13 protein-coding genes, 1 pseudogene and 1 riboswitch are annotated in these 14,335 nt (G+C 69.3%); of the genes and pseudogenes, 5 read left to right on the top strand and 9 right to left on the bottom strand.

All coding sequences use genetic code 11. The annotated features are described in order from the left end of the window. The first annotated feature begins 124 nt into the window (after nt 1-124). Together JQT67_RS12885 and JQT67_RS12880 are read left to right on the top strand one after the other, a co-directional pair. The gene (locus JQT67_RS12885) at nt 125-322 is read left to right on the top strand and encodes a hypothetical protein (protein ID WP_021009661.1); all 198 of its coding nucleotides are present in this window, start codon (nt 125-127) and stop codon (nt 320-322) included. A 123-nt stretch (nt 323-445) separates the two neighbouring features. After that, complete coding sequence (locus JQT67_RS12880) at nt 446-832, top strand: hypothetical protein (protein ID WP_208065156.1); 387 nt, start codon at nt 446-448, stop codon at nt 830-832. A gap of 15 nt (nt 833-847) precedes the next feature. Here JQT67_RS12880 and JQT67_RS12875 read toward each other — a convergent pair whose 3' ends face one another. The 5 genes from JQT67_RS12875 to JQT67_RS12855 form a co-directional block, all read right to left on the bottom strand. Next, nucleotides 848-2,074 carry an MFS transporter gene (locus tag JQT67_RS12875; protein ID WP_208065155.1) on the bottom strand — a complete coding sequence of 409 codons (1,227 nt, stop codon included), beginning with the start codon at nt 2,072-2,074 and terminating at the stop codon, nt 848-850. A gap of 86 nt (nt 2,075-2,160) precedes the next feature. Next, on the bottom strand, nt 2,161-3,855 hold the full coding sequence (locus JQT67_RS12870; protein ID WP_208065154.1) for an HNH endonuclease signature motif containing protein: 1,695 nt from the start codon (nt 3,853-3,855) through the stop codon (nt 2,161-2,163). 160 nt (nt 3,856-4,015) lie between these two features. Then, nucleotides 4,016-4,840: a MetQ/NlpA family ABC transporter substrate-binding protein gene (locus JQT67_RS12865; RefSeq protein WP_208065153.1), complete on the bottom strand. Its 825-nt coding sequence runs from the start codon at nt 4,838-4,840 to the stop codon at nt 4,016-4,018. Between the two features lie 9 nt (nt 4,841-4,849). Continuing rightward, on the bottom strand, nt 4,850-5,662 hold the full coding sequence (locus JQT67_RS12860) for a methionine ABC transporter permease (RefSeq protein WP_021010282.1): 813 nt from the start codon (nt 5,660-5,662) through the stop codon (nt 4,850-4,852). Continuing rightward, a complete protein-coding gene (locus tag JQT67_RS12855; protein WP_208065152.1) occupies nt 5,659-6,645 on the bottom strand; it encodes a methionine ABC transporter ATP-binding protein in 987 nt (328 codons plus the stop codon). Before JQT67_RS12855 ends, JQT67_RS12860 begins: the two co-directional genes overlap by 4 nt. A 245-nt stretch (nt 6,646-6,890) precedes the next feature. Between JQT67_RS12855 and JQT67_RS12850 the strand changes: the two genes are divergently transcribed. Then, on the top strand, nt 6,891-7,805 hold the full coding sequence (locus JQT67_RS12850) for a hypothetical protein (RefSeq protein ID WP_208065151.1): 915 nt from the start codon (nt 6,891-6,893) through the stop codon (nt 7,803-7,805). 174 nt (nt 7,806-7,979) lie between these two features. Beyond that, a complete protein-coding gene (locus JQT67_RS12845) occupies nt 7,980-8,699 on the top strand; it encodes a SinI family restriction endonuclease (protein ID WP_208065150.1) in 720 nt (239 codons plus the stop codon). Here JQT67_RS12845 and dcm read toward each other — a convergent pair. The 3 genes from dcm to JQT67_RS12830 form a co-directional block, all read right to left on the bottom strand. Further along, nucleotides 8,639-9,865 carry a DNA cytosine methyltransferase gene (gene dcm / locus JQT67_RS12840; protein ID WP_208065149.1) on the bottom strand — a complete coding sequence of 409 codons (1,227 nt, stop codon included), beginning with the start codon at nt 9,863-9,865 and terminating at the stop codon, nt 8,639-8,641. The genes JQT67_RS12845 and dcm overlap by 61 nt on opposite strands. A 163-nt stretch (nt 9,866-10,028) precedes the next feature. Next, nucleotides 10,029-11,438 (bottom strand): LLM class flavin-dependent oxidoreductase, encoded by a 1,410-nt coding sequence (locus JQT67_RS12835; RefSeq protein WP_208065148.1) that lies wholly within the window; start codon nt 11,436-11,438, stop codon nt 10,029-10,031. After that, the gene (locus tag JQT67_RS12830; protein WP_208065147.1) at nt 11,435-12,832 is read right to left on the bottom strand and encodes an MFS transporter; all 1,398 of its coding nucleotides are present in this window, start codon (nt 12,830-12,832) and stop codon (nt 11,435-11,437) included. The genes JQT67_RS12835 and JQT67_RS12830 overlap by 4 nt, the downstream gene beginning before the upstream one ends. A 90-nt stretch (nt 12,833-12,922) precedes the next feature. Beyond that, nucleotides 12,923-13,010: riboswitch (SAM riboswitch) on the bottom strand. Nucleotides 13,011-13,141: 131 nt separating this feature from the next. Between JQT67_RS12830 and JQT67_RS12825 the strand changes: the two genes are divergently transcribed. Continuing rightward, entirely contained in the window at nt 13,142-13,915 is a 774-nt protein-coding gene (locus JQT67_RS12825; protein ID WP_208065146.1) for a hypothetical protein, read from the top strand. 39 nt (nt 13,916-13,954) lie between these two features. On the opposite strand, the pseudogene JQT67_RS12820 reads toward JQT67_RS12825, so the two are convergent. Further along, a pseudogene (locus JQT67_RS12820) lies at nt 13,955-14,299 on the bottom strand (RidA family protein); the annotation flags it as partial. Nucleotides 14,300-14,335: the final 36 nt, after the last annotated feature.

Genomic DNA, 14,335 nt, shown 5'->3' with positions numbered 1-14,335 from the left:
CTAGACATCGCACACCTCATCGCAGGCGCGGGCATGACGTCCGTGCGCCTCGCGTGCCCCGCTGAGCACGGCGGATCGATCGAGCTGACGCTCGTCGACGGCGCCTGGAAGCGGGCGCGTGATCATGACTCTCGCTGAGCTGCTCGACCCCGCTGTGCTGCAGGCGGTCGGCATCGCCGTCGCCTTCCCCATCGTCGTCGTGATCGGCGTGGCCGTGCTGCGTCGCATCGTCGCCCGCCGCAACCCCGAGCTCGCGCCTGCTCCAGCAGAGGTGGACCCGCCGGCGGCGGCGCGCACGAATCACGATGCGGAGCCCGCTTAGCACCGATTTCGCGCGTGCATCTCGATGTGAGGCGCGAATTTCCTCAGTTTCGGTTGAGTGTCGTCACCGGTAGCCCGTACTGTCACCCATGGCGCACGTCGCGCCGCTCGAGGGAGAAGACGGATGCTGCAGGACGACCGGGCACGCACGGTGCCCGAGCCGAGCGTGTGGGTCGGATGGCGCCGTACGGACGCCGAGGCCTGGGCGCAAGCGCTGCTCGCCTTCCCCCGACGAGAGGGCGCGGCGGCCATCTCGCCCATGCTGCGCCTCGTCCTCTGGCACGACTGGACGCTGCGGCGCGCCCTCCCCGAGCTCGCTTCGTGGGCGACGCTCGCGGCCGAGTTCGAGCGCCAAGGGGTGACGGCGGATGCGTTCACGCGCTTCCACGAGACCGCGGGCGTCACGCCGTGGTCGCCCGCCGACGACGCGCCGCGCGGTCGCGCGGCTGCAGCCGTCGCCGCGGACGGACAGCCCGAGGCCGTGCCGCCTGCCGAGGTCCCCGCGGCCTGAGCGGGACCCCGCGCGTCAGCGCGCGCGGCGCGGGAACGCGAGCATGGTGAGCGCGCCCACGATCCACACGGCGCCCGAGGCCGCGAGCAGCAGCAGCGGGTCGAGCCCGGCGAGCAGCCCGGCGACAGCAGTGCCGCCCGCGCTCGCCGTCGTGCGCAGCGCCGAGCCGACGGTGAAGACCTGCGCGACGACGTCGTCGGGGCTCTCGAGGCGCCGCAGCGTCAGCATCGCCGCCGTGGGCGCGGCGCTGCAGGCGCCGGAGAGGCCGACGAGCACGATCGTCCACCAGAAGCCGAGGTCGAGCGCGGCGGCGAGCGTCGCGAGCCCCGTGAGGCCGAATCCGACGAGCATCGTCGCCTGCGCGGACGCGCTCGTGCGCCGGATGGGCTCGATGAGCGCCCCGATGAGCGCGCCGATCGCGAAGGCGGTGACGATGAACGCGCTCGCGGCAGCGTCGCCCGTCGCGATGAGGGCGATGCCGATCGCGGCGATGGGCATGATGCCGCGGCCGAACTCGACGAGGGTGCCCGAGACGGTGATCGTCGCGAGCGGCCGGTGCGTCGAGAGGGCGACGAGCCCCGCGCCGATCGAGCGCCACAGGCCCTTGCGCTCCGCCTCGCGCCGCTCGATGCGCAGCAGCGGGTAGGCCACGAGCGAGACGAGCCCGATCACCGCCATCGCGGCGAGCGCCCAGCGGGGCCCGAGCGTCGGCGCGAGCAGCGCGACGAGCGCGGGCCCGGCGACGCCCGAGAGGTTGTAGCTGAGCGCGTCGAGCGCGTACGCGCGGCGCGCGTCGGTGCCCGCGGGCGCGACGAAGCTCGAGAGCCCGCCGAAGCCGAACGGGTTGAGCAGGCCGCTGATGACGAGCGCGACGGCGACGAGCCACACCGGCAGCGGGTCGAGCGCGGCCGCGAGGCCGTACGCGACGGCGGTGCCGGCGGCCGCGCCCATCATGAGCGGCCTTGGCCGGTGCACGCGGTCGAGGATCGCGCCGACGAGCGGCGCGGCGATGATGCTCGGCACGAGCGCGAGCGCTGCGAGCGCGGCCCCGAGCGCGATGTCGCCCGTGATCGAGACGACGAGGATCGGGATGGCGATCTGCGCGCCGCTCGCGGCCGTGCGGATCGGCACCGAGGCGGCGAGCTGCCGCATGCCGGCGGCCTTGCCCTCGTGCGCCGTCACTCGGGCGGCCGACGAAGCGGACGCAGACGGGTGCCGACCGGCGTCACGAGGGGAGTGCATCCCTCAAGCATGCCCCTCGCGCGCTGCATGGAGTGGGATGCGCGGTGCGCACGCCGAGAGCGGGGCCGTTCGATCAGCGAAATCGATCAGCGGCGGAGCACGATTCCCGGTCTCGGCAGCACGTCGGCGCGGGCGCGGTGCTGCCGAGCACGGCCATGCCGCTCGAGCAGGGCGCGGAGCCGGTGCCCGGTCACGATGCTCGGCTGCCGGTGCCGCCGCGGTGGCCGGATGGAGCGCTCGACCTGGCCGCCCGAGCCCTGAGCAGCCGGCTCAGTCGGGGGCGCGACACGCAGCTCGCTGCCGCGCTCGGGCAGTTCAGGCACCTTCACCGCGAGCGATGCGGGCGCGGCTGCGGCGAGGCTTCGCGCGCTCTCAGACGGTGTCTGCAGACCCGCGAACGCGAGGACGGCGGTGCGGGTGCGCGCGGGTTGCAGCTCGGCGACGATGCGCCATTGGCCCGGCCGCGGCCCGGCCTTCTCGACCCGCAATCGGCCGGCGTGGATCTCGTGGTGGTGGTACGCGCAGACGAGGATGCCGTTGTCGATGTCGGTCTTGCCGCCGAGCTGCCAGGGGATGATGTGGTGCGCTTCACACCAGGCGACCGGCATGCCGCAGCCGGGCACGCGGCAGCCCTTGTCGCGCTTGGCGAGGGCCCGCTTCTGCGCCCTCGTGAACAGCCGCTTCGCGCGGCTCAGCCACAGCGGGTGTCCGTCCTCGTCGACGATGAGCCGGTTGACGTCGGCGAAGCAGAGCAGCTGGTCGACGCCCTCGATCGGGACGAGGCTGCCCGTGTGCTCGATCGTGAGCGTGCGCTCGTGATGCGGCACACCCTGCACATGGGCGGTGTAGGCGTCGATCGTCCCGACGTAGGTGAGCACGGGCGGCTCGCCGCCGGCGAGCGGCGCGTCGCCGGAGGCGGCGTACGCGCTCACGGCGGCGATGAGCGCGTCGTGCGCCTTCTGCTCGGGGCTGCGGTCATCGAGGGAGCCCTCGGCGTCGCAGTCGGTGCCGTCGCAGCCGGCCCGCGCGCAGCGGTCGTCGTGGAAGGCGACCTTGACGCGCGGGCCGCTGAACGCATCCGTCATCGCCTTGAGCTTCGAGCCGTCCTCTGCGGGGGAGCGGATGACCGTCAGCCACGAGCCGTCGGGCTGCTGCCGGATGCGCAGGGACCGCAGCGCCCGCTGCTTCTCGTCGTTCGGGAGTACCCCGTCGGGGTCGAGGATCGCGACGCAGCGGCGGGCGAGCGCCGTGAGCTGCTCCGGCGGCAGCGGCATCGCGGGGTCGGTCGCGTGCCGCACGAGCGTCTGCTCGGCGAGCGCGAACTGCTCGCCGTCCGCGCGGGCCGCGGCCGGATCGAGCGTGGTCAGGATCGCGTGCGCTTGCGCGAACGACAGCTCGGCATCGGCGAGCGCGGCCGCGATGGCCGGGTACTTCGCGGCGATCTCGGCGCCGGTGAGGCCGAGCGAGGCGGAGGTCGCGCGGGCCATGACGAGCAGCTCGAGCGCGCGGCCGGGGCGGACGCCGAACGCGCGGCCGACGGCCTCCTTCGCATGCCGCGCGCCAAGCACGAGGCACAGCGGCTCGTCAGTCGGGCCCTGCGAGCGCTCCTCGACCTCGTGCGCGAGCCGCACCTGGAGCGTGTCGACGATGCGGGAGAGCTCGGCAACCCTCCCGAGCATCTCGATGACGTCATCGCGCGGCGCGGAGGGGAAGGACGGAGCGTCGGCGAGCAGCGCGCGAGCGGCCTGGACCGCCGCTCCTGCCCGCTCGGTGCTCGACATCGCTGCCTCCCTTGCGAGGAGGGTAGATGGGGCCTCCCACATCCACTCCCGACCTCGTTGCGCGAAGACTAGGGGTGACCACTGACATGCCAACGCGCCCCACGACGACGACCGCGCCGCGTGCTCAGAGCACGCGGCGCGGTGGGAAGAAGGCGGTGGATCAGCCGGCGATCGGCACGATCAGCCCGCCCCACGTCTCGAGCATGTACTCCTGCGTCTCCTCCGAGGTCAGCAGCTCGTAGAGCTTCGCGATGCGCGGGTCGCTCTCGAGCTCGGGCGTCGTGGCGAGCACGTTGAAGTACTCCGAGTCGTCGCCCTCGGTGAGGATCGCCTGGTCCTGCGTGAGGCCGGCCGGCAGCGCGAACGAGGCGGTGACGAAGACCGCGTCGTTGTCGGGGATCGCGAGCGGCAGCGTCGCGTTCTCGACCTCGGTGAAGCGGAAGTTCGACGGGTTCGCGGTGATGCCGTCGAGGTTCGTCGCGCCCTCGGCGATCTCGATGAGCCCCTCGGCCGCGAGGATCTCGAGCGCGCGCGCCTCGTTGGTCGGGTCGTTCGGGATGGCGATCGTCGCGCCCTCGCCGAGCTCGTCGATCGAGGTGAGCGAGTCGGAGTAGAAGGCGGCGGCCGGCAGGTAGACCTCGCCCACCGAGACGAGCGAGCCGCCCGCCTGCGAGTTGTAGGTCTCCATGAACGTCGCGTTCTGGAAGAGGTTCGCCTCGGTCGAGCCGTCGGTGAGTGCGGGGTTCGGGGTGTTGTAGTCGGTGAACTCGACGTACTCGATGTCGAGACCCTCGGCATCCGCGAGGTTCTCGTCGACCCAGTTCAGGATGTCGCCGGCCGGCACGGGGAGCGCGCCGACGCGGACGGTGCCGAGCGATCCGTCCTCGGGGGCGGCGGTGTCGGCGGCGCCGGAGGAGCAGGCGGTGAGCGCGACGACGGTCGCGCCGGCGGCGAGGGCGGTGAGCAGGGAGCGGCGCTTGGCCATGGGCGGTTCCTAACGAGTGGGGGAGTCGGTGTCGCCGCGCGTCGGCGCGGAGACGATGGATGCGTCGTCGAGGTCGAGCGCGGCGCGCTCGGTCCGTCGGGCGGTGCGGCCGGCGGCGGGGGTGGCGCCGCTGAGGCGTCGTGCGAGCCGAGTGAGCAGCCACTGCACGACCTGCACGATGACGAACAGGATGATGACGACGAAGACGATGTGGAGCGCGCTGTAGCGCTGCATGCCGTAGGTGAGGGCGACGTTGCCGAGGCCGCCGCCGCCGACCACGCCGACCATCGCCGAGAAGTTGATGATCGAGGTGACGGTCGTGGCGGTGCCGAGCGCGATCGCCGGCCACGCCTGCGGCAGCAGCACGCGCCGCACGACGAGCCAGCGGGAGGCGCCGAGCGACTCGGCCGCCTCGAACAGGCCCGGGTCGACCTCGCGCACGGCGATCTCGACGACGCGCACGAAAAAGGGGATCGCGACGAGCGTGAGCGGCACGATCGCGGGGCCGGTGCCGATGAACGAGCCGAGCAGCCAGCGCGTCACCGGGATGAGCGCGATCATCAGCACGATGAACGGCACCGAGCGGCCGAGGTTGACGACGAAGCCGAGCACCGCGTTGATCGCGCGGCCGAGCCAGCGCTGCCCGAGCGGCGCCTCGAGGAAGCGGCCGGGCTCGGTGCCGACGAGCACGATGCCGAGCGGCAGCCCGACGACGAACGTGATCGCCATCGCGATCGCCGTCATGTAGAGCGTCTCCCACGTGCCCTCGAGGAGCACGGCGAAGAGCTGCGGCCAGAACTCCGGCGCGGCGGGGTCGATCACGGGTGCACCTCCCACGCGGTCACGCCCTGCGACGTGAGCCGGTTGATCACCTTGAGGGCGACGGATGCGTCACCGGGCACGGCGAGGCGCGTGCGGCCGGCCTGATGGCCGCGGATCGTCTCCAGTGCGGCGCCCAGGATCGACACGTCGAGGCCGAAGTCGCGCGAGAGCTGCGCGATGACCGGTCGGTCGGCGCTCAGCCCCGTGTAGGTGACGTCGATGATGCGGTGGCCGGGCGTGTAGTGCGCCTCGCCGACCGGGAAGAGCTCGGCCGCGACGCGCGAGCCGGGCGTGCGGATGAGCTGCTCGAGCGCGCCCTGCTCGACGACCCGGCCCTGCTCCATGAGGGCGGCGGAGTCGCAGATGCGCTTGACGACGTCCATCTCGTGGGTGATGAGCAGCACGGTGAGGCCGAGTTCGCCCGAGAGGCGCTTGATGAGGTCGAGGATCTGCCGAGTGGTCTCGGGGTCGAGCGCGCTCGTCGCCTCGTCGCTCAGCAGCACGTCGGGCTGCGAGGCGAGCGCGCGAGCGATGCCGACGCGCTGGCGCTGGCCGCCGGACAGTTGCGCGGGCCGGTCGTCGGCGCGGTGGGCGAGCCCGACGAGGTCGAGCATCTCGAGCGCCCGGCGGCGGCGCTCGTCGCCCTTGACGCCGACCGCCTCGAGCGCGAACTCCACGTTCTGCGCGACCGTGCGGTTGCCGACGAGGTTGAAGTGCTGGAAGACCATGCCGATCTTGTGGCGGGCCTGCCGCAGCGCCTGGCCCTCGAGCCCGGTGATGACGGTGCCGTCGACAGTCACGGTGCCGGAGTCGGGCCGCTCGAGCGCGTTGACGGTGCGCAGCAGCGTCGACTTGCCGGCGCCCGACTGCCCGACGACGCCGAAGATCTCGCCGCGCTGCACCTCGATGGAGACGTCGTCGAGCGCGACGACGGCGTCGGGGCCGTCGCCGAAGCGCCGGCTGACGTGGTCGATCGTGATCATGGGGGAGGCTCCCGGTGCGGATGCGGAGGGTCGCCTTCCATGGTCTCACGCTGTCAGATAGCGCGGCGGGATGTGACGGAGTGTGACACTCGGGCCGAAAAGGTTGCGCGTCCGGACTCGCGCGCGGATGAGACGCAGGTGACGCTCGGGTCGAAAGGTTGCGCGCGTCCGGGGCTCGCGCGCGGCGCCTCTATGCTGCCGCTATGCATGCATGGTGGAAGAACTATCCAGCGCAAAGATATTGGATGGAGAAGCTGAGCCGACCGCTGCAGGGGGAGGAACTGTTCGCCCCGATATCGAAGAACTGGTCACACAAGCTGCTGCAGTTCGTGATGCCGGGCGACGTGGTGCTGCACTGGCGCAGCGGGGAAGGCTTCATCGGGACGTCAGTCGTCCTGGAGGGCGCCAGTGTCGGAAACAGGGTTTGGGCCGGCCGGGCTCAGGAGTGTTGGATTGTACCGCTAGCAGAATTCGAGGCGTTCGAGCGAGTCATCTCGCTGACCGACGTGCGTGAGGTTGAGGCGCAGTTGATGCGCGCACAGGCAGTCCTTGAATCAGCCTACGACAATTACAAGTACTTCCCATTCAACTTCTCGCCATACCGATCGTTGCGGGCCCACCAGGCGTACTTTACCAAGTTCCCTGTGGAGCTCTTCGAAATTCTTGCGCTCGTGGGACTGGAGCTTCCCGTAGCATTCGACGTTAAGACCGGCCAGGCGTTGCCACGCGTTCCAACGACCGCAACAAGGGGCGGGCCGCGATTCTTGTCCGACACTCAGCTTCGTCTTGCGATCGAGCGGTACTCGGTGACGGCAGCGCGTCAGTGGTATGAGCGGCGTGGTGCGCGAGATGTCATTGAGCTGGGCAAGCCGTACGACCTCGAGTTGACGCTGGCCAGCAAGATCCGGCGCGTAGAGGTTAAAGGATCCTCGCTCCCCAAGGTTGGAACCGTGCTACTCACTTCGAACGAAGTGCAAAATGCTCGGGTTTACCCTTACACCGACCTCGTCGTGGTGGATGCCATACAGTTCGAGAAAGACGATGATCAGCAGTATGTCTGCTATGGGGGCGAGCTCAGGCGCTGGCAAGACTGGTACCCCGAAGATTGGCAGCTCCGCAACCTTCAGTTCGAGTACGAGCTGCCCTCGGACGCCTCGTAGTTGCAGCACGACCGCGCCCGAGGTCTTCTCCGGACTGGGCGAGATCCACGCCGGGCGGTGACCGAACACTGCTGACGCGCTTGATTAGTGACGCATGCTCACGTAGTATGGGAGTCAGCAAGAGATCTCTCTTTGCGGACGTGCGCCAAGGCGCATCGAGATAGTGGAGCGTCGATGGTGAGCGTGCTGTCATCTCTGTCATCCAGCGCCATCGAGCAGGCGCTTCAGCGACTCAAGTTCGACGGTGTCCTGCGCTCCAAGTTTGAAGTTGTGTTGGACTTCCTCGACTACTCGCCTGCCTTGATGCCTTCGGTGGGCAGAGGTGCAATGGCTCCGAAGCCGGGCTCGGTCGGGTACGTGGTCAATCTGGGCAACAAGTTCCGAGCGGGGCGCGCAGTGCTCGCGCCCGCGCAGCCCGGCACCGCCGAGGATCCTCTGATGGACGACATCCTGGAGACCTTCTATGGATTCGCCCCCGCGGAGCTGCCGCGCGCGGTGCAATCTCACCGTCTCGCGATGGTCGCAGAGAACCTCTCCGGCGAACTACTTGAGCGCTACATCGCTCAAGAGCTCGAGCCGCTCGGATGGGTCTGGTGCTCTGGAAGCTCGGTTCGAGCGGTCGACTTCATCAAGCACACCCCTGACGGGCGCACAGAGTGGCATGCCCTACAGGTGAAGAGCCGTAACAATACTGAAAATTCATCCAGTTCTGCGATCCGCAAGGGAACCGATATCTCGAAGTGGTGGCGCTTCCATGCTAAGAAAGGCAGAACCAACTGGGACTCGTTCCCTGTCGAGGCTGCCGGCACGCTGTCGGAGGAAGGTTTCCGTGCCTATGTTCGCGCCGCGGGCGAGAAGTTCGCCAGCAAGTCACGATCCGAGGTGAGTTTGTAGCGCGAGAACGGGAAGCTCGCTGGAGGATCCATATACTGACCTCGCCGGGCTCGAACGATGAGGTCGCCGATGGCTCGTCCGAGCCCCACGGGCACAGCGTTGCCGAGCTGACGATACTTATCGCGAATTTTGCCTTCGATATGCCAGGAGTCAGGGAACTGCTGAATACGTCGATACTCTTCGACGCTGAGGGGTCGCAGATCTTCCGGATGTCCGAGATCGGTCGCCGGCATCGTGGGACTCGTAACTAGCGTCGGGGACGGCTTGTCCCATGCGAGGCGTCGATAGAAGCCCGTCTTTCCGCCGCCCAGCATAAGACTCTTCCCCATTGCTTCGGCATGCAACTCAGTTGGGAGGTGTCGCCAGTACTGACCCTCCCCCAGGAGTCGAAAGAACCTGAGACGCTTCTCGGGGAACTCCTCGTGCTGGTGAGACCGCCCGCTTAGGTCGGAAATCGCCTCGCGAAGCGTTTGCCACGGCGCGAGACCGAACGAAGGGTCATTGCTGTGAGTCGGCATGAGGTAGGGCAAACGACGACCTCGCGCAGCAACTAGCACGACTCGCTCACGCACCTGCGGAACTCCAAAGTTAGCCGCGTTGTACAAGTTGAAAGTCACCTCGTAGCCTGCGTCACGAAGTCGATCCGATACCAACTCGATCGCGCCGAACCGATGATTGTATCGATCTCCCGCACTGCCGGCGTTCGCGGCGGGCATCGAAAGCAAGCCCCGAACGTTCTCTATTACTACAAACTCTGGATCCAACTCAGACGCCAGAGAAATGAATTTCAGGAAGACGTTTCCTCGATCGTCGCTGAATCCGCGCCGAGCGCCCGCGGTGCTGAACGCTTGACAGGGGGGGCCTCCTGCGACCACATCGATCGGCTCGTCCGAGGTCAACCCCGCTGCGGCCCGCACGTCCGACGCGGAGTACTTGTTGATGTCTTCGAGGATCGGGATGTCCGGCCGGTTAGCCGCGATGGTTGCCCTGCTCGCGCGGTCGTTCTCGCAAGCCAGAAGCGTTTGCAAGCCGGCGAGCTCCAGACCTTGATCAAGGCCCATCGCACCAGAAAAGAAGCTCAGAACCCGCAGTGGCGGCTCGTTGCCTGGGCCGTTGTCCGGGCGGGAACGAATCGATGGCGAGGCAAGGGCTGGGTTGTGTTGCATGCTGGTCTCCACCGTACTGCTGAGCGCCCACATGAGCGCCCACAAGGCTGCGCCCTGGCTCCGGTGGAGCGCCGCTGTCTTGACGTGACGCAGACTTGTGGATGTCTCGGCTCGTCCGCGTATGTCGCGCCTGACCGTTACAACTATGCACCCACGCGGCGCTTCAACTGCGTCGAGATGGATTGGTGCTGAAGCGTGCTCCCTCGCGTCGGAAGCTCGCACCGAGGTGATCCGGCGGCAGTTGGGAAGTGGCGCCGGCTAGTAGCTCGCGCAGCGTCAGCCCCTTCGGCTCCTCGCCCGCCTCAGGCAGCAGTCCCCGCCGCCGCAGCTCCGGTGTCACGAACTCGACGAAGCGCTCGATGTCTGCCGGCCGCACCGCCGCCGTGATGTTGAAGCCGTCGACGCCCGACTCCTCTCGCCAGCGCTCGAGCTCGTCGACCACCGTCGTGGGGGAGCCGACGATGACCGGGCCACGGCCGCCGATCGCCACGAACTCGGCGAGGTCGCGCACTGTCCACTTCCGGCCGGTCGAGAGCGTCGTGAACGACGCCAGGGCCGAGTGGTTCGCCTCCGTCTGCACGTGCTCGAGCGTCGCATCCGGGTCGAGACCCGAGAGGTCGACGCCGGTCCAGCCGCCGAAGAGCGCGAGCGCGCCCTCGATGTCGACGTGCTGCCGGTACTCCTCGAGTCGCGCCTGCGCCTCCTCGTCGGTCTCGGCGACGATCACGGTCGCGATCGTCAGAATCTTCACCGCATCCGCCGACCGGCCCCGCTCCGCGAGCCCCTCCCGCACACCGTCGACCCAGCGCCGCACGAGCTGCGGCGTCGAGCCCGAGAAGAAGATCGCCTCGGCGTGATCGAGCGAGAACGCCTGCCCGCGGCTCGACGCGCCCGCCTGGAAGAGGTAGGGCGTGCCCTGCGGCCCCGGGTGCGCGAGCGCGTAGCCCGGCACCTCGAACCACTCGCCCTCGTGCCCGATCGGGTGCACGCGGTCGGGGTCGACCCAGACGCCCCGTTGCTTGTCCGCCACCACCGCATCCGGCTCGAAAGAGCCCTCGAAGAGCTTGTACATGACCTGCATGTACTCGTCGGCGCGGTCGTAGCGCACGTCGTGCGGCAGCTGCTTGTCGTAGCCGAGGTTGCGCGCTGCGGAGTCCTGGTAGGAGGTGACGATGTTCCAGGCGATGCGGCCGCCCGTGAAGTGGTCGAGCGTCGTGAGCGTACGCGCGAGCAGGTAGGGCGACTCGTAGGTGACCGAGGCCGTGACGCCGAAGCCGAGCCGCTCGGTCACCGCCGCCATCGCCGGCACCGCGACGAGCGGGTCGAGCACCGGGTACTGCACGCCACCGCGCGCGGTCGCCTCGATGCCGTCGCCGTAGACGTCGTAGACGCCCGGGATGTCGGCGAGGAACAGCGCCGAGAAGCCGCCGCGCTCGAGGGTCTTCGCGAGCTCCGTCCAGTAGGTCAGCTTGTCGAAGTCGCGCGCCTGCGACTCGGGGTGCCGCCAGAGGCCCGGCGACTGGTGGTTGGGCACGAGCATCTCGAAGGCGCTCAGCAGCAGCGGTCGGGTCATCGGTCGGTCCTCTCGGTCGCGGCGAGCACGGGCTCGGCGTCGGTCAGGGTGGTCTCCGGGTCGGATTCAGTGCGGATGCGCTCGGGCGCGCCGTGCAGGTCGCCCAGGTCGGTGCCGGGCCGGTCGCGCGCGGGATCGGCGGCGAACAGGGCCGCGGCGATCGAGAGCGCCGCGAGCACCGACAGGTAGCCGGCGATGAGCCACGGCTCGTTGCCGCCCGCGGAGAAGAGCAGCGCCGCGATCATCGGCATGAGGCCGCCGCCGAGCACGGAGCCGATCTGGTAGCCGAGGCTCACGCCCGAGTAGCGCACGTGCACCGGGAACTGCTCCGCGAACCACGCCGCCTGCGGCCCGTAGACGGGGTCGTGGGTGATGTTGACGCCGATCACGACGACGAGCGGCAGCAGCGCGAGCGGGCCGGCGTCGAGGAACGCGAAGAGCGCCCAGCCGAAGACGCCGATCGAGGCGTAGCCGAAGATCGAGACGCGGCGGCGGCCGACGCGGTCGGAGAGCCAGCTCCACAGCGGCGTCGCGACGAGCCCGAGCGCGGAGGCGATCATCACGGCGGTGACGCCGGAGGTCGTGTCGCCGCGCTCGCTCGCGAGGTAGCTGAGCATGTAGACGGTGATGAGGAAGTAGATGGCGTTCTGCCCGAGCCGCAGGCCGATCGTGATGAGCAGCGGGCGGCGGTGGTTGCGCAGCAGCTCGGCGACCGGGGCGCGCGTGACGCCGGTGGAGCGGTGCTCCTCGAACTCGGGCGCATCCTCGACGCCGAGTCGGATCCACAGGCCGAAGGCGACGAGCAGTGCAGAGATGAGGAACGGGATGCGCCAGCCGAAGTCGGCGAACTGCTCGGCGCTCAGCACGTGCTGCACGATGAAGAAGGCACCGGTCGCGAGGAGCATCCCCGCCGAGGAGCCGAGCTGCGTGAACGAGCCGAACAGCCCTCGATGCCTGGCGGGCGCGTGCTCGACGCTCAGCAGCGCCGAGCCGCCCCACTCGGCGCCCGCCGAGAGGCCCTGCAGCACGCGCAGCACGATGAGCCCGGCGACGGCCCACCAGCCGATGACCGAGAAGTTCGGTAGCAGCCCGATGATGGTCGTGGCGACGCCCATGAGCAGCAGCGAGGCGACGAGCAGCGCCTTGCGGCCGATGCGATCGCCGAGGTGGCCGGCGATGATGCCGCCCAGCGGCCGCACGACGATGCCGACGGCGAGCGTCGCGAACGACGCGATCGTGCCGGCGAGCGCGCTGCCCTCGGGGAAGAACTGCGTGCTGAAGATGAGGGCGGATGCGGTGCCGTAGAGGTAGAAGTCGTACCACTCGATCGTGGTGCCGACGAAGGAGGATGCGAGCACGCGCCGTCGTTGCGCGCCCCAATCGATGCTGGTCATGCGGTGGTCCTCTCGTAGCCCAAGGGAGCCGCATCCGGGCACGCGCAGCGGGCTCGGTCGATGCCGGCCTCGGCCGGTCTCGATGCGGGAGATCCATCGGTCCTGGCGGAAGCACCCGCGCGATCACGGGTTGCTGCGGCGTCGTCGAGCCAGGTCTCTCAGCCGCTCTGGATGGTGTGCTCTCAAGGTAGGAGCGCCGAGCGGGGAGCGCACGGGTGGCCCGTCATGGTCGGTAACAGAGCGGATGCGCGACATGCTGGCGCCGCCGGACACGGCAGTGGAGTGTCAGCCGCTCAGTAGCATTCGAGCATGTCGGCCGACGCTCGCATTCCGGGTGAGGTCGCGGACGTCTTGCGCCACTACGTCTACGCGCTCCGCGATCCGCGCGACGGCAAGGTCTTCTACGTCGGCAAGGGCATCGGCGACCGCATCAACGCCCACGTTCGGGAAGCGGGCGCCGACCTCGCCTCCGAGCGGGCCAAGATCCGGACGATCAACGAGATCGAGGCCAGCGGCCAGCCGGTCGACCTGCTGTTCCTCCGCACCGGCATCGAGGACGAGCACACGGCGTTCATCGTCGAGCAGGCAGTCATCGACGCCTTCCACGCCGACCATCACCCGCTCACGAACCTCGTTCGCGGTCATCACTCGGGCCAGCACGGCCTCGCTACACTGCCCGCTGTCGTCGCGCGGCACCAGGCCAAGCCGTGCCCGCCGATCCCTGAGCCGGTGATCATGCTCAAGATCCAGAACGGCTGGCGCGCCGACATGAACGAGAGGGAGATCTACGACGCGACGCGCGGTCACTGGAAGATCGCCGGATGGGTCCGCGACCGGGCGGCGTACGCACTGGGCATCGCCTACGGCATCGTGCGCGGCGCGTACCGAGTCGATTCGTGGTTCCCGTCGGAGATGCCGTGGGACGAGGGCAAGGACAGGTGGGGTTTCATCGGTGACCCAGCACCCGAGCTCGCGCATCTGCTCGGCACCCAGGTCCGAGACGCCTTCCCCAATCAGGTGATGTACCGGCGCTTCCTCGACGGCTATCCAGGGTCTCGGGACACGGGAGCGAGTGACGCCTGAACTGGCGGACAGGATCGCGAGTGCTCGCGGTCGTGCTGGTCAGCGGCCGACGTGCGCAGTCAGCGCGATCGACACGAGCACGCCGGGCGGCTCCGGACCGAGCCGGGCGACTGCGCGAGCGGGCGGGTCGGTAGCGAACACGGCCGCGTAGGCCTCGTTCATGCCGGCGAAGTCGTCCGGATCCGCGAGCAGCACGGTCACCATCGCGACGTCGTCCAGCGTGCAGCCCGCGGCCTGGAGGATCGATGCGCAGTTGTGCAGGGTCTGCGTGGTCTGGCTCTGGATCGACGCTCCCGCGAGCTGGCCCGTCTGCGGGTCGATGCCGACCATCCCGGACGCGTAGATCGTGGAGCCGACGCGGACGCCCTGAGCGAAGAGTGCGGAGCCGGGGGGGCGTCGCTCGTCGTGATGATCCGCCTC

The organism is Agrococcus sp. TF02-05 (genome assembly GCF_017565345.1).
Classification (GTDB): domain Bacteria; phylum Actinomycetota; class Actinomycetes; order Actinomycetales; family Microbacteriaceae; genus Agrococcus; species Agrococcus pavilionensis.
This window is presented reverse-complemented; position numbering and strand designations above follow the sequence as displayed.

Excerpts from the sequence above, each read along its gene's own strand:
- JQT67_RS12885 (WP_021009661.1), top strand. The coding sequence starts at position 125 with ATGACTCTCGCTGAGCTGCTCGACCCCGCTGTGCTGCAGGCGGTCGGC.
- JQT67_RS12880 (WP_208065156.1), top strand. The coding sequence starts at position 446 with ATGCTGCAGGACGACCGGGCACGCACGGTGCCCGAGCCGAGCGTGTGG.
- JQT67_RS12875 (WP_208065155.1), bottom strand. The coding sequence starts at position 2,074 with ATGCACTCCCCTCGTGACGCCGGTCGGCACCCGTCTGCGTCCGCTTCG.
- JQT67_RS12870 (WP_208065154.1), bottom strand. The coding sequence starts at position 3,855 with ATGTCGAGCACCGAGCGGGCAGGAGCGGCGGTCCAGGCCGCTCGCGCG.
- JQT67_RS12865 (WP_208065153.1), bottom strand. The coding sequence starts at position 4,840 with ATGGCCAAGCGCCGCTCCCTGCTCACCGCCCTCGCCGCCGGCGCGACC.
- JQT67_RS12855 (WP_208065152.1), bottom strand. The coding sequence starts at position 6,645 with ATGATCACGATCGACCACGTCAGCCGGCGCTTCGGCGACGGCCCCGAC.
- JQT67_RS12850 (WP_208065151.1), top strand. The coding sequence starts at position 6,891 with ATGGAGAAGCTGAGCCGACCGCTGCAGGGGGAGGAACTGTTCGCCCCG.
- JQT67_RS12845 (WP_208065150.1), top strand. The coding sequence starts at position 7,980 with ATGGTGAGCGTGCTGTCATCTCTGTCATCCAGCGCCATCGAGCAGGCG.
- dcm (WP_208065149.1), bottom strand. The coding sequence starts at position 9,865 with ATGCAACACAACCCAGCCCTTGCCTCGCCATCGATTCGTTCCCGCCCG.
- JQT67_RS12835 (WP_208065148.1), bottom strand. The coding sequence starts at position 11,438 with ATGACCCGACCGCTGCTGCTGAGCGCCTTCGAGATGCTCGTGCCCAAC.
- JQT67_RS12830 (WP_208065147.1), bottom strand. The coding sequence starts at position 12,832 with ATGACCAGCATCGATTGGGGCGCGCAACGACGGCGCGTGCTCGCATCC.
- JQT67_RS12825 (WP_208065146.1), top strand. The coding sequence starts at position 13,142 with ATGTCGGCCGACGCTCGCATTCCGGGTGAGGTCGCGGACGTCTTGCGC.